This window comes from Streptomyces sp. SudanB5_2050 (assembly GCF_964272335.1).
GTDB classification, from domain to species: Bacteria; Actinomycetota; Actinomycetes; order Streptomycetales; family Streptomycetaceae; genus Streptomyces; species Streptomyces rochei.
Genome location: NZ_OZ186760.1, coordinates 4,691,515 through 4,712,411 on the forward strand (window position 1 = coordinate 4,691,515; position 20,897 = coordinate 4,712,411).

The window sequence follows — 20,897 nt, forward strand, 5'->3', positions numbered from 1 at the left end:
CCGTCATGCTGATCCCCCGTAGGGTCAAGCACCGCAAGCAGCACCACCCGAAGCGCCGTGGTCTGGCCAAGGGCGGTACGCAGGTTGCGTTCGGCGAGTACGGCATCCAGGCCCTCACGCCGGCGTACGTGACCAACCGCCAGATCGAGGCGGCCCGTATCGCGATGACCCGCCACATCAAGCGTGGCGGCAAGGTCTGGATCAACATCTACCCGGACCGCCCGCTCACGAAGAAGCCGGCCGAGACCCGCATGGGTTCCGGTAAGGGTTCTCCGGAGTGGTGGATCGCGAACGTGCACCCGGGTCGGGTCATGTTCGAGCTGTCCTACCCCAACGAGAAGATCGCCCGTGAGGCGCTGACCCGTGCGGCCCACAAGCTGCCGATGAAGTGCCGGATCGTCAAGCGCGAGGCAGGTGAAGCGTGATGTCGGCCGGTACCAAGGCGTCCGAGCTGCGCGAGCTGGGCAACGAGGAGCTTCTCGCGAAGCTCCGCGAGGCCAAGGAAGAGCTGTTCAACCTCCGCTTCCAGGCGGCCACGGGTCAGCTCGAGAACCACGGCCGGCTGAAGGCCGTCCGTAAGGACATCGCGCGGATCTACACCCTGATGCGTGAGCGCGAGCTGGGCATCGAGACGGTGGAGAGCGCCTGATGAGCGAGAGCAACGTGACTGAAGAGACGAAGGCCGCCCGCGGCTTCCGCAAGACCCGTGAGGGTCTGGTCGTCAGCGACAAGATGGACAAGACCGTCGTCGTCGCCGTCGAGGACCGCGTCAAGCACGCGCTGTACGGCAAGGTCATCCGCCGTACCGAGAAGCTCAAGGCCCACGACGAGCAGAACGCCGCCGGTGTCGGCGACCGCGTCCTCCTGATGGAGACCCGGCCGCTGTCCGCGACGAAGCGCTGGCGCGTCGTCGAGATCCTCGAGAAGGCCAAGTAATTCCTGCGGGGCAAACCCACGCAGGTCAGTTCCGCCAGGCTCGGCAGGGGTCCTCGTACTGAGGCCCCTGCCGGGAACCGGCAGACAATCAGGAGATAGACGTGATCCAGCAGGAGTCGCGACTGCGCGTCGCCGACAACACTGGTGCGAAGGAAATCCTTTGCATCCGTGTGCTCGGTGGCTCCGGTCGCCGCTACGCGGGCATCGGTGACGTCATCGTCGCCACCGTCAAGGACGCGATCCCCGGTGGCAACGTGAAGAAGGGTGACGTCGTCAAGGCGGTCATCGTTCGCACCGTCAAGGAGCGTCGCCGTCCGGATGGCTCGTACATCCGCTTCGACGAGAACGCCGCCGTCATTCTGAAGAACGACGGCGACCCCCGCGGCACCCGTATCTTCGGCCCCGTCGGCCGTGAGCTGCGCGAGAAGAAGTTCATGAAGATCATCTCCCTCGCGCCGGAGGTGCTGTGAGCATGAAGATCAAGAAGGGCGACCTGGTTCAGGTCATCACCGGTAAGGACAAGGGCAAGCAGGGCAAGGTCATCGCGGCCTTCCCCCGCGAGGACCGCGTCCTGGTCGAGGGTGTCAACCGGGTCAAGAAGCACACCAAGGCCGGGCCGACCGCTCGCGGTTCGCAGGCCGGCGGCATCGTGACCACCGAGGCCCCGATCCACGTCTCCAACGTCCAGCTGGTCGTGGAGAAGGACGGCAACAAGGTCGTCACGCGCGTCGGTTACCGCTTCGACGACGAGGGCAACAAGATCCGCGTTGCCAAGCGGACGGGTGAGGACATCTGATGGCTACCACCACGACTCCGCGTCTGAAGACGAAGTACCGCGAGGAGATCGCCGGCAAGCTGCGTGAGGAGTTCTCCTACGAGAACGTCATGCAGGTTCCGGGCCTCGTCAAGATCGTGGTCAACATGGGTGTGGGCGACGCCGCCCGCGACTCCAAGCTGATCGAGGGCGCCATCCGCGACCTCACCACGATCACCGGTCAGAAGCCGGCCGTCACCAAGGCCCGCAAGTCCATCGCGCAGTTCAAGCTGCGCGAGGGTCAGCCGATCGGTGCCCACGTCACGCTCCGTGGCGACCGCATGTGGGAGTTCCTGGACCGCACCCTGTCGCTGGCGCTCCCGCGCATCCGCGACTTCCGCGGCCTGTCCCCCAAGCAGTTCGACGGCCGTGGCAACTACACCTTCGGTCTCACGGAGCAGGTCATGTTCCACGAGATCGACCAGGACAAGATCGACCGCGTCCGGGGTATGGACATCACCGTGGTCACCACGGCGACCAACGACGCTGAGGGCCGCGCGCTCCTTCGTCACCTCGGCTTCCCGTTCAAGGAGGCGTGAGCGAGATGGCGAAGAAGGCTCTGATCGCTAAGGCTGCTCGCAAGCCCAAGTTCGGTGTGCGTGGCTACACCCGCTGCCAGCGCTGCGGCCGTCCGCACTCCGTCTACCGCAAGTTCGGCCTGTGCCGCGTGTGCCTTCGTGAGATGGCTCACCGCGGCGAGCTGCCGGGCGTGACCAAGAGCTCCTGGTAATCCGGTAATCCCGGGTTACTCAGACTCTCGGTAAGCATCTGGGTCGGCAGAGGCCCGTCCTCACATGCCTTAGGCTTGTGGGGTTGGGCGTCTGCCGCCCGTACGACTTACTACGCCGTAGGTCCACCGCGCCGCACCCGTCCCGTCTCGGATCGGGGAGAGGGATGGCGCACCAGGAAACCCCGGCGAGAGAGGCCGAAGGCCAATTCATGACCATGACTGATCCGATCGCAGACATGCTTACGCGTCTGCGGAACGCGAACTCGGCGTACCACGACTCCGTGACGATGCCGGCGTCCAAGATCAAGTCTCACATCGCGGAGATCCTCCAGCAGGAGGGCTTCATCACGGGCTGGAAGGTCGAGGACGCCGAGGTCGGCAAGAACCTCGTTCTCGAGCTGAAGTTCGGCCCGAACCGTGAGCGCTCCATCGCGGGCATCAAGCGGATCTCCAAGCCCGGTCTCCGGGTGTACGCGAAGTCCACCAACCTGCCGAAGGTGCTGGGCGGCCTCGGCGTGGCGATCATCTCCACGTCGCACGGGCTCCTCACCGACAAGCAGGCCGGCAAGAAGGGCGTGGGTGGGGAAGTCCTCGCCTACGTCTGGTAGCGGAAGGGAACGGAGGAAACAGCTATGTCGCGCATCGGCAAGCTCCCCATCGCGGTTCCCGCCGGCGTGGACGTCACCATCGACGGCCGTACGGTCTCGGTCAAGGGCCCCAAGGGTTCGCTGACTCACACCGTCGTGGCGCCGATCGACATCGCCAAGGGTGAGGACGGCGTTCTGAACGTCACCCGCCCCAACGACGAGCGTCAGAGCAAGGCCCTGCACGGCCTGTCCCGCACGCTGGTGGCGAACATGATCACCGGCGTGACCCAGGGTTACGTGAAGAAGCTCGAGATCAGCGGTGTCGGTTACCGCGTTGTCGCCAAGGGTTCGAACCTGGAGTTCTCCCTCGGTTACAGCCACCCGATCACCGTCGAGGCCCCCGAGGGCATCACCTTCAAGGTGGAGTCCCCGACCCGCTTCTCGGTCGAGGGCATCGACAAGCAGAAGGTCGGCGAGGTTGCGGCCAACATCCGCAAGCTGCGCAAGCCCGACCCGTACAAGGCCAAGGGCGTCAAGTACGAGGGCGAAGTCATCCGCCGCAAGGTCGGAAAGGCGGGTAAGTAAGCCATGGCATACGGGCAGAAGATCCTCAAGGGCGACGCCTACAAGCGCGCCGCGATCAAGCGCCGTCACATCCGGATCCGCAAGCGGATCGCCGGTACGGCGGAGCGTCCCCGTCTGGTCGTTACTCGCTCGAACCGCCACATCGTGGCCCAGGTGATCGACGACCTGAAGGGTCACACCCTCGCGTCGGCGTCCACCCTGGACTCCTCGATCCGCGGTGGCGAGGCCGACAAGTCCGCGCAGGCCAAGCAGGTCGGTGCCCTGGTCGCCGAGCGCGCCAAGGCCGCCGGTGTCGAGGCCGTCGTGTTCGACCGTGGTGGTAACCAGTACGCCGGGCGCATCGCCGCCCTGGCGGACGCCGCCCGCGAAGCCGGACTGAAGTTCTGAGCCGGTTCCGTATCGCTAGCGGAAACAGAGAGAGGTAATTCCAATGGCTGGACCCCAGCGCCGCGGTGGCGGTGCCGGTGGCGGCGAGCGGCGGGACCGGAAGGGCCGTGACGGCGGCGCAGCTGCCGCCGAGAAGACCGCTTACGTTGAGCGCGTCGTCGCGATCAACCGTGTCGCCAAGGTTGTGAAGGGTGGTCGTCGCTTCAGCTTCACCGCGCTGGTCGTGGTGGGCGACGGTGACGGCACCGTGGGTGTCGGATACGGCAAGGCCAAGGAGGTGCCGGCCGCCATCGCCAAGGGCGTTGAGGAGGCCAAGAAGCACTTCTTCAAGGTCCCCCGCATCCAGGGCACCATCCCGCACCCCATCCAGGGTGAGAAGGCTGCCGGCGTCGTGCTGCTCAAGCCCGCGTCCCCCGGTACCGGTGTTATCGCCGGTGGTCCGGTGCGCGCCGTGCTCGAGTGCGCCGGTATCCACGACGTGCTGTCGAAGTCGCTCGGCTCCGACAACCAGATCAACATCGTGCACGCGACCGTGGAGGCCCTCAAGGGCCTGCAGCGTCCCGAGGAGATCGCGGCCCGCCGTGGTCTGCCGCTCGAGGACGTCGCCCCCGCGGCTCTTCTCCGTGCGCGTGCCGGGGCGGGTGCGTAATCATGGCGCAGCTCAAGATTACGCAGGTCAAGTCCTACATCGGCAGCAAGCAGAACCACCGTGACACCCTGCGCTCCCTTGGTCTCAAGGGCATCAACACGCAGGTCGTCAAGGAGGACCGCCCCGAGTTCCGCGGCATGGTGCACACCGTCCGCCACCTCGTGACGGTCGAGGAGGTCGACTGATCATGGGTGAGCAGAACCCGCTCAAGATCCACAACCTCCGTCCCGCCCCGGGCGCCAAGACCGCCAAGACCCGTGTCGGTCGTGGTGAGGCGTCGAAGGGTAAGACGGCCGGTCGTGGTACGAAGGGTACGAAGGCCCGTTACCAGGTTCCGGAGCGCTTCGAGGGTGGCCAGATGCCCCTCCACATGCGTCTTCCGAAGCTGAAGGGCTTCAAGAACCCGTTCAAGACCGAGTACCAGGTCGTGAACCTCGACAAGCTGGCCGCGCTGTACCCCGAGGGTGGCGAGGTCACCGTCGAGGGCCTGGTGGCCAAGGGTGCCGTTCGCAAGAACAGCCTCGTCAAGGTCCTCGGCCAGGGCGAGATCTCCGTGGCGCTGCAGGTGACGGTCGACGCCGTCTCCGGCTCCGCCAAGGAGAAGATCACCGCCGCCGGCGGTACCGTCACCGAGCTCGTCTGAACCCATCAGGCGTCTCGATGACTTGAGCGATCCCGACCGGGGATGCCCCACAAAAGGGGTATCCCCGGTTGGTCGTTCCAAGGGCATAGGTCCCGCCGGTAAGGTGGCCTGCGCTGCCCTCTTTCACGGGTGCGTCACATGAGGCACCCTGAGCGGCAGTTGACCGTTACTTACTTTGTCGTCAGTCGAACCTCAAGACCGTCACCCTTGACGCAGTAGCGCGGGGGTCGCAGGAGGCACCGTGCTCACCGCGTTCGCCCGGGCGTTCAAGACGCCCGACCTGCGCAAGAAGCTGATCTTCACGCTCGGCATCATCGTGGTGTACCGCCTCGGTACCCACATCCCCATTCCAGGCGTCGACTACAAGAGCGTCCAGGAGTGCGTGGACCAGGCGTCCGGCAGCCAGGGTCCCCTCGGCCTGGTCAACATGTTCAGCGGTGGCGCGCTGCTGCAGATCACGGTCTTCGCGCTCGGCATCATGCCGTACATCACGGCGAGCATCATTCTGCAGCTGCTCACCGTCGTGATCCCGCGTCTGGAGGCCCTGAAGAAGGAGGGTCAGGCGGGTACGGCGAAGATCACGCAGTACACCCGTTACCTGACCATCGCCCTGGCCATCCTCCAGGGCACCGGCCTGGTGGCCACCGCCCGCAGCGGCGCGCTCTTCCCCAACTGCACCGTCGCCGGTCAGATCGTGCCCGACCAGGCCATCTTCACCACCATCGTCATGGTCATCACCATGACCGCCGGTACGGCCGTCGTCATGTGGCTCGGCGAGCTGATCACCGACCGCGGCATCGGCAACGGCATGTCGATCCTGATGTTCATCTCGATCGCCGCGACCTTCCCCTCCGCGCTGTGGGCCATCAAGCAGGAGGGCACCCTGGCCGACGGCTGGATCGAGTTCGGCACGGTCATGCTGGTCGGCTTCGTCATGGTCGGCCTGGTGGTCTTCGTGGAGCAGGCCCAGCGCCGCATCCCGGTGCAGTACGCGAAGCGCATGATCGGCCGGCGTTCCTACGGCGGCACCTCGACCTACATCCCGCTCAAGGTGAACCAGGCGGGCGTCATCCCCGTCATCTTCGCCTCGTCGCTCCTCTACATCCCGGCGCTGGTCGTCCAGTTCTCGAACTCGACGTCGGGCTGGGCCACCTGGATCAACAAGAACCTCGCGGACACCGGGGCGACGCCGCACATCATCCTGTACTTCTTCCTGATCGTCTTCTTCGCCTTCTTCTACGTGGCCATCTCGTTCAACCCCGAGGAAGTCGCGGACAACATGAAGAAGTATGGTGGGTTCATCCCGGGCATCCGGGCTGGCCGACCGACCGCTGAGTATCTGAGCTACGTACTCAACCGGATCACCTGGCCGGGTTCGCTGTATCTGGGCCTGATCTCTCTCGTACCGACAATGGCGTTGGCCGGTTTCGGGGCAAACCAGAACTTCCCGTTCGGCGGGACCAGCATCCTGATCATCGTGGGTGTCGGACTCGAGACGGTGAAGCAGATCGAGAGCCAGCTCCAGCAGCGCAATTACGAAGGGTTCCTCCGCTGATGCGAATCGTCCTCGTCGGGCCACCGGGTGCCGGAAAGGGAACGCAGGCCACCCGCCTTGCCGAGACGCTGCAGATCCCGCACATCTCCACCGGCGACCTGTTCCGGGCCAACATCAGCCAGGGCACAGAGCTCGGGCTGCGTGCGAAGTCGTACATGGACGCGGGACAGCTGGTGCCCGACAAGGTCACCATCGGCATGGCGCAGGACCGCATGGAGCAGCCGGACGCCGCCGGGGGCTTCCTCCTCGACGGCTTCCCGCGGAACGTGGCCCAGGCGGAAGCGCTCGACGAGATGCTCCGTGAAGCGGACATGAAGATCGACGCGGTGCTGGACCTGGAGGTCCCCGAGGACGAGGTCGTCAAGCGGATCGCCGGCCGGCGGATCTGCCGCAACGACTCGGCGCACGTCTTCCACCTCACCTACAACCCGCCCGCGGCGGAGGGTGTGTGCGATGTGTGCGGTGGCGAGCTCTACCAGCGTGACGACGACAGCGAGGCCACGGTGCGCCGGCGCCTGGAGGTCTACCACACGCAGACCGAGCCGATCATCGACTACTACCGGGCCCAGGGCCTGGTGACCACCGTCTCCGCGATGGGGAAGGTGGCGGACGTCACGAAGCGGGCCATGGCGGCACTGCCCGGTTCGTAACAGCTTGCTCAGAAAGGCAGCGGCCCCCCGCCGGGGGGCCGCTGCCTTGCTTCTTGGGGACCCCGAAGTGCTCTGGAGGTACGGCCATCAAGCGCGAACAGTTGTCATGTCCCGATGAATCCAGCGAGCGGGAGCAGCCGTCGTCGCTCCGCCGCCGGGGCCGCGCCCTCGCGGTCGCCGCGGTCGTCGTGGTCGCTGCGGCCATCGGGGTGTCCCTGGCCGTGACGGGCGGTGATCCGGAGGAAGAGCGGCAGCCCGAGGTCGCGGACGTCATGGCCCGTCCGGACCAGTCCCCGCCGCGCGAGCTGATAGCCGCCGGAGAGGTCGCCGTCTCGGCGTACTACACGACGAAGCTGGTCCAGAAGCCGGGCGGGGACGCGGTGAACGCGCGGGAGTGGAGTCTGTACGACGCCGGGACCGAGCGGTACGAGAAGACCGACTGGGCCTGGCTCGACGTCGCTCCCGGGATGAAGACGGCCGCGGTACTGGAGGGCGATCTGCCCGTCAACCGCATCGGCCTGCTGAACCTGTCGACGGGCAAGGTCCAGCGCTGGATCGAGGTCGACAAGAGCGTGGGCGGCGTGCAGTTCTCGCCGGACGGCGAGCGCCTGGTGGCGACGGCGTACAGCCACCACCCGGACGGCCTCTTCCGGGACGCGCCGGTGCGGGTGGAAGGCGACGCGTCCAAGGGCGTCGATGCTCAGGAGGTGCCGGGGCCGAAGCAGAGCCGTACCGGCTTCTACGTCATCGACGTCGACTCCGGCCGGGCCGAATTCGCCGAGCGCCCGGCCGAGAAGGACAGTCTCGCGGCCATGGCCGGCACCGGGCGTCAGGACTTCGGCTGGAGCCATGACGGCGAGCTGCTGTGGGAGCAGAGGCTCGACCAGCCGGGCAGGAACTACTACGACCTGAACGGCAGGCCGAAGCCGCTGCAGCGGCAGAAGACCGACTCGATCTTCCCGCCGGTGGTCGCCTCCCCGGACGGGAAGCTGGTGACCGGTGGCTTCGCGGGCGGCAAGGACGGCCGGATCGTCTCGGCGGTCCTGGACGCGAAGACCGGCGAGCGGAGCGCGGTCGTCCCCGGACAGCAGCTGCTCGCGTGGGCGGACGACACCCACCTCATCGCCTGGCGGTGCGACCCGGACCAGTGCCGGCCGGGCAAGGGGGAGTTCCGCAACCAGCTGATCCTGGTCGGCCTGGACAGCGACGAGGTGACCCCGCTCTCGGGCTTCCGCAAGGCCGAGGCCGACTACGCCGGCCGCTGGAACCCGGTCTTCACCAAGCGCTGACGGTGTGCGCGGTCCCGGGCGGACGCGCGCCCGGGACCGCGCACACCAACAGCTCCGGCCGGTACGGACGAATCGTTCGTCCGTACCGGCCGGAGCGTCAGGGTCTACGTGTCCGCGTAGAGACGTGGAGACCTCGCACCACTCGGTGCCGGGTGGGCCTACTCGTCGAAGTACCAGTTCGAGCGGACGCAGGAGCCGGTGCCGTGCCAGCAGATGGCCAGGCCGTGCGAGATGTTGCCTATCATGTCGTAACCGTTGTCGGACCGGTCACAGCCGGCGTCCCCGCCGTCGTCTTCCTTGATGACGTAGACCAGGCCGGTGCCCGTGCTGTTGAGCCGCTCCAGGTACCCGGTGACGCCGTAGCCGTCCGCCAGTTCGTCGCAGACCGTGATGTCGTCACCGTCGTCCTTGAACGTCACCGTGCCCCGGTTGCCGTACCAGAGGGGCCCTTCGTCGGCGGCCAGGGCGGGCGAGGCGGCGGTGATGCCGACCAGAGCGGCGGCGGCACCGGTCACGGCCAGGCGGGACAGAGTCTTCCTGATCACTTGTACCTCTGTTTCTGGGGACCGTGTGACCGGCCCACGTAGGGAGGTGCGTGCTGCCGGCCGGCGTCGCCGGATGGCAACTGCGAGGCTAGAGTGGCCAGTTAGGCTCGTCAACGAATTTAGTTGCCCAGGGTGCAGGCGTGGCTACAGCTTCGGCGGCCCCGGCGGGCAGGGCGGAGACCGGCCGCGCGAGGCCGTTCGGGGTGCCTCCGCCCCGACTTCGGTGCGCGCGGACGCGTATCGTGGAGGGGATCGACGTAAACCCGCGGCAGGAGGCGGCAGCACAGATGGTGCAGATCAAGAGCCCCGAGCAGATCGCCAAGATGCGTGAGGCGGGGCTGGTCGTCGCGGCCATCCACGCTGCCACGCGCGAGGCGGCCGTGCCCGGCGCGACCACCAGGGACCTGGACCAGGTCGCCCGCAAGGTCCTCGCGGAGCACGACGCCAAGCCGAACTTCCTCGGGTACGGCGGCTTTCCCGCCACCATCTGCACCTCGGTGAACGAGGTCGTGGTCCACGGCATCCCCTCCGACGACGTGGTCCTCAAGGACGGCGACGTCATCTCCATCGACTGCGGCGCCATCATCGACGGCTGGCACGGCGACGCCGCGTACACGGCCTTCGTCGGCTCCGGTCACTCCCCGGAGCTGGTCGAGCTGTCCCGGGTGACCGAGGAGTCGATGTGGGCGGGCATCGCGGCGATGAAGCAGGGCAACCGCCTCGTGGACGTCTCCCGCGCCATCGAGACCTACATCCGCCGCCAGCCCAAGCCCGGCGGCGGCAAGTACGGGATCATCGAGGACTACGGCGGCCACGGCATCGGCACCGAGATGCACATGGACCCGCACCTGCTGAACTACGTCGACCGCAAGCGCGGCAAGGGCCCCAAGCTGGTCCCCGGCTTCTGCCTGGCCATCGAGCCGATGGTCTCCCTCGGCACCCCGCGCACGGAGGTCCTCGAGGACGAGTGGACGGTCGTGACGACCGACGGCACCTGGTCCTCGCACTGGGAGCACTCCGTGGCCCTGACGGAGCAGGGCCCGCTGGTCCTGACGGCGGTCGACGGCGGCAAGGCGAAGCTGGCCGAACTGGGGATCACGGCGGCGCCGGACCCGCTCGCATAACGATCAGGTATCCGGGGCAGACTTCCCCGTTTCGCCTTTCCGGGTTCGCTGACGTAGACTGACTCGTCGGCTCTGGTGCACCCGCATGTCCGCGTGCGAACGCTACAACGCACGGGAGTCGATCAAGGTAGTCGATTCGAAGGGCGAAGCGTGGCCAAGAAGCAAGGTGCCATCGAGATCGAGGGCACTGTCGTCGAGTCTCTTCCGAACGCCATGTTCAAGGTCGAGCTCCAGAACGGCCACCAGGTCCTGGCACACATCAGCGGCAAGATGCGCATGCACTACATCCGCATCCTCCCTGACGACCGGGTCGTGGTGGAGCTGTCTCCGTACGACCTGACGCGTGGCCGGATCGTCTACCGGTACAAGTAGATCTTGCCCACGTCCTGCGCACCCCGTGCGCGGGACCGCCGGCAACTGACCCGGAGAACCTCACATCCCATGAAGGTCAAGCCGAGCGTCAAGAAGATCTGCGACAAGTGCAGGGTGATCCGCCGTCACGGTCGGGTCATGGTCATCTGCGACAACCCGCGCCACAAGCAGCGCCAGGGCTGACGCCTGACCGTTCCCTCCGCGATTCGCATGACTTCGCGCGACGCGAGCTGAATATGTTCATACGCAGGACCCGGACGCCAGACGTCCGACACCCCCGGTTCGGAGGCCGGGGACCCGTTCCGTACCTCATACGGCGGCCGGGAGCCGGTCCTGTGGAAGACCTCCGATCAACCAACTGGAGCCATTGAATGGCACGCGTTTCCGGTGTTGACATCCCGCGCGAAAAGCGCGTGGAGATCGCCCTCACCTACGTGTTCGGCATCGGCCGGACCCTCTCGCAGCAGACGCTCGCTGCCACCGGCGTGGACCCGAACACCCGTGTTCGCGACCTCTCCGAGGAGCAGCTCGTCGCGATCCGCGAGTACGTCGACAACAACATCAAGACCGAGGGTGACCTCCGTCGCGAGATCCAGGCCGACATCCGCCGCAAGGTCGAGATCGGTACCTACCAGGGTCTCCGTCACCGTCGCGGTCTGCCCGTCCGCGGTCAGCGCACCAGCACGAACGCTCGCACCCGCAAGGGCCCGCGTCGCGCCATCGCCGGCAAGAAGAAGCCGGGCAAGAAGTAGTCCGCAGCGGACTCGCCGTCCAGCGGTCTTCGCTGTAGGACCGACCACCTCCCGTAGGAGTTATAGATGCCCCCCAAGGGTCGTCAGGGCGCTGCCAAGAAGGTGCGCCGCAAGGAAAAGAAGAACGTCGCTCACGGCCACGCGCACATCAAGAGCACGTTCAACAACACGATCGTGTCCATCACGGACCCGACCGGCAACGTGATCTCCTGGGCCTCCGCCGGCCACGTCGGCTTCAAGGGCTCCCGGAAGTCCACGCCGTTCGCCGCGCAGATGGCCGCCGAGTCGGCCGCCCGCCGCGCCCAGGAGCACGGCATGCGCAAGGTCGACGTCTTCGTCAAGGGCCCGGGTTCCGGTCGTGAGACCGCCATCCGCTCCCTGCAGGCGACCGGCCTCGAGGTCGGCTCCATCCAGGACGTCACGCCCACCCCGCACAACGGCTGCCGTCCGCCGAAGCGCCGCCGCGTCTGACCCTCGCGGTCCGTCCAGGCATCGCTTCACCAGGGTTTTCCGGGCGGTACGGCTCTTTCGGGCCGTATCGCCCGTACCCTTGCAGTACTAGTCGGGCGTCAAATAGCGGGCGCCCCTGACTGAAGGATCACCACATGCTGATCGCTCAGCGTCCCTCGTTGACCGAAGAGGTCGTCGACGAGTTCCGCTCCCGGTTCGTCATCGAGCCGCTGGAGCCGGGCTTCGGCTACACCCTCGGCAACTCCCTCCGCCGCACCCTCCTCTCGTCGATCCCCGGCGCTGCTGTCACCAGCATCCGCATCGACGGTGTCCTGCACGAGTTCACCACCGTGCCGGGCGTCAAGGAGGACGTCACCGACCTGATCCTCAACATCAAGCAGCTGGTCGTCTCCTCGGAGCACGACGAGCCGGTCGTGATGTACCTGCGCAAGCAGGGCCCGGGTCTGGTCACCGCCGCCGACATCGCGCCGCCGGCCGGTGTCGAGGTGCACAACCCCGACCTCGTCCTCGCCACGCTCAACGGCAAGGGCAAGCTGGAGATGGAGCTGACCGTCGAGCGCGGTCGCGGCTACGTCTCCGCCGTGCAGAACAAGCAGGTCGGTCAGGAGATCGGGCGCATCCCGGTCGACTCGATCTACTCGCCGGTTCTCAAGGTCACGTACAAGGTCGAGGCCACGCGTGTCGAGCAGCGCACCGACTTCGACAAGCTGATCGTCGACGTCGAGACCAAGCAGGCGATGCGTCCGCGTGACGCCATGGCCTCCGCCGGTAAGACCCTGGTCGAGCTGTTCGGTCTCGCCCGCGAGCTGAACATCGACGCCGAGGGCATCGACATGGGTCCGTCCCCGACGGACGCCGCGCTCGCCGCCGACCTGGCGCTGCCGATCGAGGAGCTGGAGCTCACCGTTCGGTCGTACAACTGCCTCAAGCGCGAGGGCATCCACTCCGTGGGTGAGCTGGTCGCCCGCTCCGAGGCCGACCTGCTCGACATCCGCAACTTCGGTGCGAAGTCGATCGACGAGGTCAAGGCGAAGCTGGCCGGTATGGGCCTGGCGCTCAAGGACAGCCCGCCCGGATTCGACCCGACTGCCGCCGCGGACGCCTTCGGCGCCGATGACGACGCTGACGCCGGTTTCGTGGAGACCGAGCAGTACTGATTCGGCTGCCGGTCCGTCGTGGCCGGTCGCGCAGTTCCCCGCGCCCTTCGGGGCGCGGACCCTCCGGGGCGTCGAAAGGCGCCCCGGATCTCCGACAGGCGACCGCCTGCTCGGATACTGACTCCGGTACCTGATACGGCCGGGGCAGACACCTAGGAGAATCACCATGCCGAAGCCCACCAAGGGTGCCCGTCTGGGCGGCAGCGCCGCGCACGAGAAGCTGCTCCTCGCGAACCTCGCGAAGAGCCTCTTCGAGCACGGCCGGATCACCACCACCGAGGCGAAGGCGCGCAAGCTGCGTCCGTACGCCGAGCGTCTGGTCACCAAGGCGAAGAAGGGCGACCTTCACAACCGCCGTCAGGTGCTCCAGGTGATCACGGACAAGAGCATCGTCCACACGCTCTTCACCGAGATCGGCCCGCGCTACGAGAACCGTCCCGGTGGCTACACCCGGATCACCAAGATCGGTAACCGCCGTGGCGACAACGCGCCCATGGCCGTCATCGAGCTGGTGGAGGCGCTGACCGTGGCGCAGGAGGCGACCGGCGAGGCCGAGGCCGCCACCAAGCGTGCCGCCAAGGACGCCGAGGCCGCTCCGGCTGCCGAGGAGACCAAGGTCGACACGGCCAAGGCCGACGACGAGGCCGCGGCCGAGGAGTCGAAGGACGCGTAAGCGTTCTGCGGGGGCTGTGTGAGTGCGGCTGCGGCTTTCGTCGTGGCTGGTCGCGCAGTTCCCCGCGCCCCTTTGGGGCGTCTGCGGGTCCGTTCCTTTTCAGGGGCGGGCCCGCTTTCGTGTGGTTGAGAGGATCTCTGGGTGAGTGACGAAGTTGAGGCCGGGTTCGTGCGGGTGCGGCTGGATCTCTCGTACGACGGGAGTGAGTTCTCCGGGTGGGCCAAGCAGGCCGGGGGGCGGCGGACCGTACAGGGGGAGATCGAGGACGCGCTGCGGACGGTGACGCGGTCCGGGGAGACGTACGAGCTGACCGTGGCGGGGCGGACCGACGCGGGCGTGCACGCCCGGGGGCAGGTCGCGCACGTCGATCTCCCCCGCGAGGTGTGGGCGGAGCACCATGTGAAGCTGCTCAAGCGGCTCGCGGGGCGGCTGCCCAGGGACGTACGGGTCTGGGCGCTCAGGGAGGCGCCGAGCGGCTTCAACGCGCGGTTCTCGGCCGTCTGGCGGCGCTACGCCTACCGGGTCACCGACAACCCCGGCGGTGTCGACCCGCTGCTGCGCGGCCACGTCCTGTGGCACGACTGGCCGCTCGACGTGGACGCCATGAACGAGGCCGCCCGCGGGCTGCTGGGGGAGCACGACTTCGCCGCCTACTGCAAGAAGCGGGAGGGCGCCACCACCATCCGGACGCTCCAGGAGCTGAGCCTGGTCCGGGGCGACGACGGGATCATCACCGCCACCGTGCGGGCCGACGCCTTCTGCCACAACATGGTGCGCTCCCTGATCGGCGCCCTGCTGTTCGTCGGCGACGGCCACCGCACGCCCGACTGGCCCGCCGAGGTGCTCGCGGCCGGCGTACGGGACTCGGCCGTGCACGTCGTACGGCCGCACGGGCTGACCCTGGAGGAGGTCGGCTACCCGGCCGACGACCTGCTGGCGGCCCGGAACAAGGAGGCGCGCAACAGGCGCACGCTGCCGGGCGCCGGCTGCTGCTGAGGCGCGGCGGCCCGGGCGGGGTCTAGCCCTCGGCCGCCGCCGATGCCTGGGCCTCGCCGCGCTGGCGGATCTGGCGGAAGGCGAACTCGGCCAGGTCGTCGCCGGCCTTGAACACCTCGGTGGCCTTCTCCGTGACGTCCTTGCCGTCGGTGTGGCCGGCGACCGTGAAGTAGGCGTAGCGGCCGTAGGAGTTGGTCGTGGAGCGGCAGACGGCGCCGGTGCAGAAGGACTTCACGCCGCCGCCGGACAGGGAGCGGATGATGCTCTTCTTGTCGGCCTGCCGCTTGGCCCCGGCGGCCTGCGCCTCGGTGTCGAAGACGGCCACGCCGACCGTCACCGCCACGTCGCCCCGGGTGTAGGTGACCCGCATCATGCGGGTGCAGCCGTTGTCGGTGAGGACCTTCGGCAGCGTCTTCTGGGCGGCGGAACCGCAGGTGCGGGTGTCGGCCGTCGGGCCCTTCTTGTAGACGGTGCCGCTCATGGTGAGCTGGGTGCCGGGGAAGAGCAGGTCCGGGCTGAGCGGGGCCTTGTCCTTCTCGGCGCTGGAGACGAAGTCCTTGGGGTCCAGCGGCGGCGGTGCGCTGGTCGGCGCGAACGAGGGGGCCGTGGCCGACGCGCTGGGTATGTCCGCCGTGGCGGGGAGCTGCGAGGAGGGCCCGTCCGACGCCTGCCCGGAGCCGTTGGCGGAGACCACGGCCACGGCGACGGCGCCGGCGATCGCGACGGTGGCCAGGGCGCCGCCGCCGACGAAGAGCAGCCGGCGGCGCTTGGCGCGGGCCTCGGACGCCTCGGCGAGGGCGGCCCAGTCAGGGGTGTTGTCGGCCGGGCCGCTGTTCCAGGGCTGCTGGGACGGCTGCTGCGATTGCGGTTTCCAGGGATCCCACTGCGACTGAGGTCCCCCCTGCCCAAAGCTCATGGGCGGCATCTTAGACGTGCCGCGCGGCGCGCTGGTGCGGCCGTGGAGGCCCCGCAGGACCTAGCGTTCCGTCCATGCGGACGGGCAAAAGCGACATCTCCGGGTGGTTGGTGCGACCGGTGGGCCGGGCGCCGTGGGCGGTGCTCCTGGCGGTCCTGGCGGCGTGCGCGGGGCACGCGGCGCGGGTGACCTCGGACGGGGGGATGGACAACGCGATCGTGGTGCGGGCCGCCCGGACCTGGCTGGCCGGCGGCTCCCCGTACGACGATCCGCACTTCCTCTATCTCCCGAGCGCGGTCCTGGCGGCCGTCCCCCAGGCGATGCTGCCGGCGGCGGTGCTGCGGTGGCTGGTGCCGTGCGCGGTGACGGCCCTGCTGGCGGTGGGCTGGGCCTGTGCGCTGCGGCTGCACCGGGTGCCGCTCGGCAGCCGGCTGGCTGTGCTCGGGCTGACCGGGCTGGTGGCGGGCTTCGCGCCCTTCGGGCACCTGGTGCGCCTCGGCAACTGGACGGTGACGGCGGCGGTGGCCCTGCCGCTGGCCCTGCTGCTGGCGAGCCGGGGGCGGTGGACGGCGGCCGGGGCGGTGGTCGGCGCGGCCGTGGCGCTCAAGCCGCTGCTCGCGCCCGTCGTCCTGCTCTTCCTGTTCGCCGGGCGGTGGCGGGCGCTGGCGACCGCCGTGGCCCTGCCCGCGCTCGCCTCCGGCGGGGCGGCGCTGCTGATGCCCGACCCGGCCGGCTTCTTCACCCGCACCCTGCCCTTCCTCCTGCACGGCGACGACGGCTTCGTCCGGCTCTACGAGGCGTCCCCGGCGGCCGTGCTGCCCCGGCTCGGGGTGCCGGAGGCGGCGGCCCAGGCGCTGGCGGTGGCGGCGGCCGGGGCCGGGGTGCTGTGCGCGTACGTCCGCTGGCGGCGCGCCGACCCCGGGCCGCTGCGGCTCGCGGAGACCGGCGCGGGCCTGATGCTCGCCGCGTTCCTCGTCTCCCGCCCCTCCTACGACCACTATCTGCTGGTCGTCCTGCCGCTGCTGCTCGCCGGACTGCCGTACGCCGGGTCGGCGGCCCGCGTGGCCTGGTTCTGGATCTCGCTGGTGCCGCAGGTGCCGGGGCTGACCTGGCCCTGGCTGGAGTCGGAGAAGCGGCGGGCCTTCCGGGACGCGTTCACCCTGTGTGTGCTGGCGGTGACGGTCGCCCGGCAGTCGGCGGGCGGCGTGGCGGACGGGCGTACGGTGCACGACGGGGACGACGGGGACGACGCGGACGGCGACCGGTCGCGCGCCGGGTCCGGGGCGGAGCCCGTGCCGGTCCGCGGGGCTCCGTTTTGACCAGGCTGCGCCACCCCGGGTACTCTGCACAGTCGTATGTGTATTGGCTTGCTCATTCTCACGTGAGGGGCCCTTACACCGGTCCACCGGGACCGATGACCAGCGACCAGCACGCGGTTTGCGTCACCGCTGTGCGGTCAGGGCTGTCGTGATCGTCTTCGGTGACCTTGTCAGGACCATTCACTGAAGAAGCGAAGGCTACGAACCGTGCGTACGTACAGCCCCAAGCCCGGCGATGTGACGCGCCAGTGGCACGTCATCGACGCTCAGGACGTCGTCCTGGGTCGTCTGGCCACCACCGCCGCCACCCTCCTGCGCGGCAAGCACAAGCCGATCTACGCGCCGCACGTCGACGCTGGTGACTTCGTCATCATCATCAACGCCGACAAGGTGCACCTCTCCGGCAACAAGCGGACCCAGAAGATGGCGTACCGCCACTCCGGCTACCCCGGTGGTCTGCGCTCCGTCCGCTACGACGAGCTGCTGGACAAGAACCCGGAGAAGGCCATCGAGAAGGCCGTCAAGGGCATGCTCCCGAAGAACTCCCTGGGCCGTCAGATGCTCTCGAAGCTGAAGGTCTACAAGGGTGACCAGCACCCGCACGGCGCGCAGCAGCCGCAGCCGTTCGAGATCACCCAGGTCGCGCAGTAAGTCCGGCCACCCCCTAAGACTGAAGAGAATCTGAGGAGCATCGTGGCCGAGACCACTGCCGAGCAGCCGCTCGAAGAGATCGACATCGACAGCTACACCACCGAGTCCGAGGTCCCCGTCGAGGGCGAGTACACCTCGGAGTCCATGGCCTCCGCCTTCGGCGAGCCCCAGCCGGCCGCCGGCCTGGGCCGCCGCAAGAACGCCATCGCCCGTGTCCGGATCGTCCCGGGCACCGGCAAGTGGAAGATCAACGGCCGCACCCTCGAGGACTACTTCCCGAACAAGGTGCACCAGCAGGAGGTCAACGAGCCCTTCAAGGTGCTCGAGCTGGAAGGCCGTTACGACGTCATCGCCCGCATCGCCGGTGGCGGTGTCTCCGGCCAGGCCGGTGCGCTCCGTCTCGGTGTCGCCCGCGCCCTGAACGAGGCCGACGTCGACAACAACCGCGGCCCGCTGAAGAAGGCCGGCTTCCTCAAGCGCGACGACCGTGCGGTCGAGCGCAAGAAGGCCGGTCTCAAGAAGGCCCGCAAGGCTCCGCAGTACAGCAAGCGCTAAACCGCGTCTGCCTGTACTCCGAACGCCCCGGCGGCACGCCACTGTGCTGCCGGGGCGTTCGTTTATCCCCGCCGTTGGGCGTATAACGGCACAAGACGTTCTAAGGCTCATGTGATCGGATGACCGGGCGGTGCGCGTCCGGGACGACGGGAGTCGGCTGCGCGGGCCGCATCGGCAGCGCTCCCGTCCGTGACGTTTCCTCAGGAGGACAAGTGGGACGACTCTTCGGCACGGACGGCGTGCGCGGCGTCGCCAACGCGGATCTGACGGCCGAGCTGGCGCTCGGTCTCTCCGTCGCCGCGGCGCACGTGCTGGCCGAGGCGGGCACCTTCGCCGGGCACCGGCCGACCGCGGTGGTCGGCCGGGACCCGCGCGCCTCCGGGGAGTTCCTGGAGGCCGCCGTGGTGGCGGGCCTGGCCAGCGCCGGCGTGGACGTGCTGCGCGTCGGTGTGCTGCCGACGCCCGCGGTCGCCCACCTCACCGGCGCGCTCGGCGCGGACCTCGGCGTGATGCTCTCCGCCAGCCACAACGCCATGCCCGACAACGGCATCAAGTTCTTCGCCCGCGGCGGCCACAAGCTCGCCGACGAGCTGGAGGACCGCATCGAGTCCGTCTACGCCGAGCACCGCACCGGCGCCCCCTGGGACCGTCCGACCGGCGCCGGCGTCGGCCGCGTCCGCGACTACGACCAGGGGCTCGACCAGTACGTCGCCCATCTCGTGGGCGTCCTGCCCAACCGCCTCGACGGACTGAAGATCGTCCTCGACGAGGCGCACGGCGCGGCCCACCGGGTCTCGCCCGAGGCGTTCGCGCGGGCCGGGGCCGAGGTCGTCACCATCGGTGCGGTGCCGGACGGCCTCAACATCAACGACGGCTGCGGCTCCACCCACCTCGACCTGCTCAAGGCCGCCGTCGTCGAGCACGGCGCCGACCTGGGCATCGCCCACGACGGCGACGCCGACCGCTGCCTGGCCGTGGACCACACCGGCGCGGAGGTGGACGGCGACCAGATCCTCGCCGTGCTGGCGCTGGCGATGCGGGAGCGGGACGCGCTGCGTTCCGACACCGTCGTGGCGACCGTCATGTCCAACCTGGGCTTCAAGCTGGCCATGGAGCGCGAGGGCATCCAGTTCGTGCAGACCGGCGTCGGCGACCGGTACGTCCTGGAGGAGATGAAGGAGCACGGCTACGCCCTCGGCGGCGAGCAGTCCGGCCACGTCATCATCCTCGACCACGCCACCACCGGCGACGGTACGCTGACCGGCCTGATGCTGGCGGCGCGGGTCGCGCAGACCGGGCGTACGCTCCAGGACCTCGCGTCCGTCATGGAGCGGCTGCCGCAGGTGCTGATCAACGTGCCGGACGTGGACAAGTCCCGGGTGACCAGCTCCGCCGAGCTGGCCACGGCGGTCTCCGAGGCCGAGCGCGAGCTGGGGAGCACCGGGCGGGTGCTGCTGCGTCCGTCGGGGACGGAGCCCCTGGTGCGGGTGATGGTCGAGGCGGCCGACATCGAGCAGGCCCGGGCCGTCGCGGGGCGGCTGGCCGATTCGGTGAAGTCGGCGCTGGGGTAGTTTCCCGGGAACCCCCGCGCCCCTACGTGGGCTTGGTCATCCGGCGTCGCTGGGTCGACCACAGGGCCTTCTGGGCCAGCAGGGTCAGGGTGCCGGCCAGGATGATGCCGCCCAGGTTCAGCAGGAGCTGTTCGCTGGAGCCCACCGTCTGGCCGGTGTCGCCGAAGCTCAGCGCCACGGCCGCGTTCGCGGCGGCCGGGACCGTGGTGACGGAGATGGCGACGCCCACCAGGGCACCCGACTTGGCGGAGGTCAGCGACAGCGTCCCCGCCACTCCGGCGAGGAGGGCCACCACGAACGAGAACCAGTCCGGGGCGTAGACGAAACCGGTGTTGGGGCGGTCCGCCTCCAGCTTGCTCTCGCTGAAGAGGCCGAAGGCGTCCATCATCCAGCTGAACGCCACCGTGACCGCCATCGCCACCGCGAACCCGACCAGCAGGGCGATCAGCGAGCGCAGCGCCAGCCGCGGGGTCCGCTGGACGATCGCCGTGCAGACGCCGGCCAGCGGGCCGAACTCCGGGCCGACCGCCATCGCGCCCACGATCAGGATCGCGTTGTCGAGCACCACACCGCAGGCCGCGATCATGGTGGCGAGCGTGATGAAGGCGACGTAGGTGATGGAGAGCGTCGACTCCTCGTGCGTCGCCTCCTCCAACTGCTCCCACAGCACCGCGTCGGCGGGCTCGCCCGGCGCGTCCTTCTCCGCCCGGGCGGCGTGCTCGGACAACGACAGGTCGATGTTCTCGGCCGTGATGGCTCCGGAGCTGTCGATGCCCAACGCCCGCAGCCGGTTGATCAGTTCGTCGCCGGCCTCGCGGGCCACGTCGCACATGACGACGTCGCCCTCGGGGTCGCGTGCGCAGCCGGGCAGGACGACCAGATGGGTGGTCCCCACCGTCCGGTCGATCAGGCGGACCACCTCGTCGGTGCGGTCGGCCGGGGTGATCAGGCGCAGATGCAGCATGGCGGC

At 68.7% G+C, this 20,897-nt stretch carries 31 protein-coding genes; 28 read left to right on the forward strand and 3 right to left on the reverse strand.

The window, feature by feature from the left end:
• Window positions 1–5 precede the first annotated feature (5 nt).
• From rplP to ACFZP7_RS21075, 16 genes are all read left to right on the forward strand, one after another.
• Complete coding sequence (rplP, locus tag ACFZP7_RS21000) at window positions 6–425, forward strand: 50S ribosomal protein L16 (protein ID WP_019329635.1); 420 nt, start codon at window positions 6–8, stop codon at window positions 423–425.
• Complete coding sequence (rpmC, locus tag ACFZP7_RS21005; RefSeq protein ID WP_003974259.1) at window positions 425–649, forward strand: 50S ribosomal protein L29; 225 nt, start codon at window positions 425–427, stop codon at window positions 647–649. The genes rplP and rpmC overlap by 1 nt, the downstream gene beginning before the upstream one ends.
• Entirely contained in the window at window positions 649–936 is a 288-nt protein-coding gene (gene rpsQ, locus ACFZP7_RS21010; RefSeq protein WP_019329634.1) for a 30S ribosomal protein S17, read from the forward strand. Before rpmC ends, rpsQ begins: the two co-directional genes overlap by 1 nt.
• Before the next feature lie 101 nt (window positions 937–1,037).
• Window positions 1,038–1,406: a 50S ribosomal protein L14 gene (rplN, locus tag ACFZP7_RS21015; RefSeq protein WP_003998823.1), complete on the forward strand. Its 369-nt coding sequence runs from the start codon at window positions 1,038–1,040 to the stop codon at window positions 1,404–1,406.
• Between the two features lie 2 nt (window positions 1,407–1,408).
• A complete protein-coding gene (gene rplX / locus ACFZP7_RS21020) occupies window positions 1,409–1,732 on the forward strand; it encodes a 50S ribosomal protein L24 (RefSeq protein ID WP_003992365.1) in 324 nt (107 codons plus the stop codon).
• Window positions 1,732–2,289: a 50S ribosomal protein L5 gene (rplE, locus tag ACFZP7_RS21025; protein ID WP_019329632.1), complete on the forward strand. Its 558-nt coding sequence runs from the start codon at window positions 1,732–1,734 to the stop codon at window positions 2,287–2,289. The genes rplX and rplE overlap by 1 nt, the downstream gene beginning before the upstream one ends.
• A 5-nt stretch (window positions 2,290–2,294) precedes the next feature.
• Window positions 2,295–2,480, forward strand: coding sequence for a type Z 30S ribosomal protein S14 (locus ACFZP7_RS21030; RefSeq protein ID WP_003948630.1), 186 nt, complete (start codon window positions 2,295–2,297; stop codon window positions 2,478–2,480).
• A gap of 209 nt (window positions 2,481–2,689) precedes the next feature.
• Window positions 2,690–3,088, forward strand: a complete 399-nt coding sequence (gene rpsH / locus ACFZP7_RS21035; protein ID WP_007384075.1) for a 30S ribosomal protein S8 — start codon at window positions 2,690–2,692, stop codon at window positions 3,086–3,088.
• Window positions 3,089–3,112: 24 nt separating this feature from the next.
• Complete coding sequence (rplF, locus tag ACFZP7_RS21040; protein ID WP_019329630.1) at window positions 3,113–3,652, forward strand: 50S ribosomal protein L6; 540 nt, start codon at window positions 3,113–3,115, stop codon at window positions 3,650–3,652.
• Window positions 3,653–3,655: 3 nt separating this feature from the next.
• A complete protein-coding gene (gene rplR / locus ACFZP7_RS21045; protein ID WP_019329629.1) occupies window positions 3,656–4,039 on the forward strand; it encodes a 50S ribosomal protein L18 in 384 nt (127 codons plus the stop codon).
• Between the two features lie 43 nt (window positions 4,040–4,082).
• A complete protein-coding gene (rpsE, locus tag ACFZP7_RS21050; protein WP_004927232.1) occupies window positions 4,083–4,688 on the forward strand; it encodes a 30S ribosomal protein S5 in 606 nt (201 codons plus the stop codon).
• Between the two features lie 2 nt (window positions 4,689–4,690).
• Window positions 4,691–4,873: a 50S ribosomal protein L30 gene (gene rpmD / locus ACFZP7_RS21055; protein WP_003974250.1), complete on the forward strand. Its 183-nt coding sequence runs from the start codon at window positions 4,691–4,693 to the stop codon at window positions 4,871–4,873.
• Window positions 4,874–4,875: 2 nt separating this feature from the next.
• Complete coding sequence (gene rplO / locus ACFZP7_RS21060) at window positions 4,876–5,331, forward strand: 50S ribosomal protein L15 (protein WP_019329628.1); 456 nt, start codon at window positions 4,876–4,878, stop codon at window positions 5,329–5,331.
• A gap of 241 nt (window positions 5,332–5,572) precedes the next feature.
• Window positions 5,573–6,886 (forward strand): preprotein translocase subunit SecY, encoded by a 1,314-nt coding sequence (gene secY / locus ACFZP7_RS21065; RefSeq protein WP_019329627.1) that lies wholly within the window; start codon window positions 5,573–5,575, stop codon window positions 6,884–6,886.
• Window positions 6,886–7,536 carry an adenylate kinase gene (locus tag ACFZP7_RS21070; RefSeq protein ID WP_030970269.1) on the forward strand — a complete coding sequence of 217 codons (651 nt, stop codon included), beginning with the start codon at window positions 6,886–6,888 and terminating at the stop codon, window positions 7,534–7,536. Before secY ends, ACFZP7_RS21070 begins: the two co-directional genes overlap by 1 nt.
• Before the next feature lie 53 nt (window positions 7,537–7,589).
• Entirely contained in the window at window positions 7,590–8,825 is a 1,236-nt protein-coding gene (locus ACFZP7_RS21075; protein WP_385635209.1) for a hypothetical protein, read from the forward strand.
• Between the two features lie 158 nt (window positions 8,826–8,983).
• On the opposite strand, the gene ACFZP7_RS21080 is transcribed toward ACFZP7_RS21075, so the two are convergent.
• Window positions 8,984–9,370 (reverse strand): hypothetical protein, encoded by a 387-nt coding sequence (locus ACFZP7_RS21080; protein WP_127438372.1) that lies wholly within the window; start codon window positions 9,368–9,370, stop codon window positions 8,984–8,986.
• A gap of 287 nt (window positions 9,371–9,657) precedes the next feature.
• On the opposite strand from ACFZP7_RS21080, the gene map reads away from it, so the two are divergent.
• The 8 genes from map to truA all read left to right on the forward strand — a co-directional run bounded on the left by map (window position 9,658) and on the right by truA (window position 14,915).
• Window positions 9,658–10,494, forward strand: a complete 837-nt coding sequence (gene map, locus ACFZP7_RS21085) for a type I methionyl aminopeptidase (protein ID WP_385635211.1) — start codon at window positions 9,658–9,660, stop codon at window positions 10,492–10,494.
• A gap of 150 nt (window positions 10,495–10,644) precedes the next feature.
• Window positions 10,645–10,866: a translation initiation factor IF-1 gene (infA, locus tag ACFZP7_RS21090; protein WP_003948620.1), complete on the forward strand. Its 222-nt coding sequence runs from the start codon at window positions 10,645–10,647 to the stop codon at window positions 10,864–10,866.
• Window positions 10,867–10,935: 69 nt separating this feature from the next.
• The gene (rpmJ, locus tag ACFZP7_RS21095) at window positions 10,936–11,049 is read left to right on the forward strand and encodes a 50S ribosomal protein L36 (protein WP_003974245.1); all 114 of its coding nucleotides are present in this window, start codon (window positions 10,936–10,938) and stop codon (window positions 11,047–11,049) included.
• Window positions 11,050–11,237: 188 nt separating this feature from the next.
• The gene (gene rpsM, locus ACFZP7_RS21100; protein ID WP_004984507.1) at window positions 11,238–11,618 is read left to right on the forward strand and encodes a 30S ribosomal protein S13; all 381 of its coding nucleotides are present in this window, start codon (window positions 11,238–11,240) and stop codon (window positions 11,616–11,618) included.
• A gap of 66 nt (window positions 11,619–11,684) precedes the next feature.
• Window positions 11,685–12,089 carry a 30S ribosomal protein S11 gene (rpsK, locus tag ACFZP7_RS21105; protein ID WP_003948617.1) on the forward strand — a complete coding sequence of 135 codons (405 nt, stop codon included), beginning with the start codon at window positions 11,685–11,687 and terminating at the stop codon, window positions 12,087–12,089.
• 134 nt (window positions 12,090–12,223) lie between these two features.
• Window positions 12,224–13,246, forward strand: a complete 1,023-nt coding sequence (locus ACFZP7_RS21110) for a DNA-directed RNA polymerase subunit alpha (protein ID WP_003966937.1) — start codon at window positions 12,224–12,226, stop codon at window positions 13,244–13,246.
• Window positions 13,247–13,412: 166 nt separating this feature from the next.
• The gene (gene rplQ, locus ACFZP7_RS21115; RefSeq protein ID WP_019329622.1) at window positions 13,413–13,919 is read left to right on the forward strand and encodes a 50S ribosomal protein L17; all 507 of its coding nucleotides are present in this window, start codon (window positions 13,413–13,415) and stop codon (window positions 13,917–13,919) included.
• 141 nt (window positions 13,920–14,060) lie between these two features.
• Window positions 14,061–14,915, forward strand: a complete 855-nt coding sequence (gene truA / locus ACFZP7_RS21120) for a tRNA pseudouridine(38-40) synthase TruA (protein WP_125536278.1) — start codon at window positions 14,061–14,063, stop codon at window positions 14,913–14,915.
• A 22-nt stretch (window positions 14,916–14,937) separates the two neighbouring features.
• Here truA and ACFZP7_RS21125 read toward each other — a convergent pair whose 3' ends face one another.
• Window positions 14,938–15,831, reverse strand: coding sequence for a hypothetical protein (locus ACFZP7_RS21125; protein ID WP_019329620.1), 894 nt, complete (start codon window positions 15,829–15,831; stop codon window positions 14,938–14,940).
• A gap of 74 nt (window positions 15,832–15,905) precedes the next feature.
• Between ACFZP7_RS21125 and ACFZP7_RS21130 the strand changes: the two genes are divergently transcribed.
• From ACFZP7_RS21130 to glmM, 4 genes are all read left to right on the forward strand, one after another.
• Window positions 15,906–17,150 (forward strand): glycosyltransferase family 87 protein, encoded by a 1,245-nt coding sequence (locus ACFZP7_RS21130; protein WP_385635214.1) that lies wholly within the window; start codon window positions 15,906–15,908, stop codon window positions 17,148–17,150.
• 207 nt (window positions 17,151–17,357) lie between these two features.
• Window positions 17,358–17,801, forward strand: a complete 444-nt coding sequence (gene rplM, locus ACFZP7_RS21135; protein ID WP_019329618.1) for a 50S ribosomal protein L13 — start codon at window positions 17,358–17,360, stop codon at window positions 17,799–17,801.
• Window positions 17,802–17,843: 42 nt separating this feature from the next.
• Window positions 17,844–18,356, forward strand: coding sequence for a 30S ribosomal protein S9 (rpsI, locus tag ACFZP7_RS21140; protein ID WP_019329617.1), 513 nt, complete (start codon window positions 17,844–17,846; stop codon window positions 18,354–18,356).
• A 212-nt stretch (window positions 18,357–18,568) separates the two neighbouring features.
• Window positions 18,569–19,927 (forward strand): phosphoglucosamine mutase, encoded by a 1,359-nt coding sequence (gene glmM, locus ACFZP7_RS21145; RefSeq protein WP_019329616.1) that lies wholly within the window; start codon window positions 18,569–18,571, stop codon window positions 19,925–19,927.
• A 22-nt stretch (window positions 19,928–19,949) separates the two neighbouring features.
• On the opposite strand, the gene ACFZP7_RS21150 is transcribed toward glmM, so the two are convergent.
• Entirely contained in the window at window positions 19,950–20,891 is a 942-nt protein-coding gene (locus tag ACFZP7_RS21150) for a DUF389 domain-containing protein (protein WP_031018128.1), read from the reverse strand.
• Window positions 20,892–20,897 lie beyond the last annotated feature (6 nt).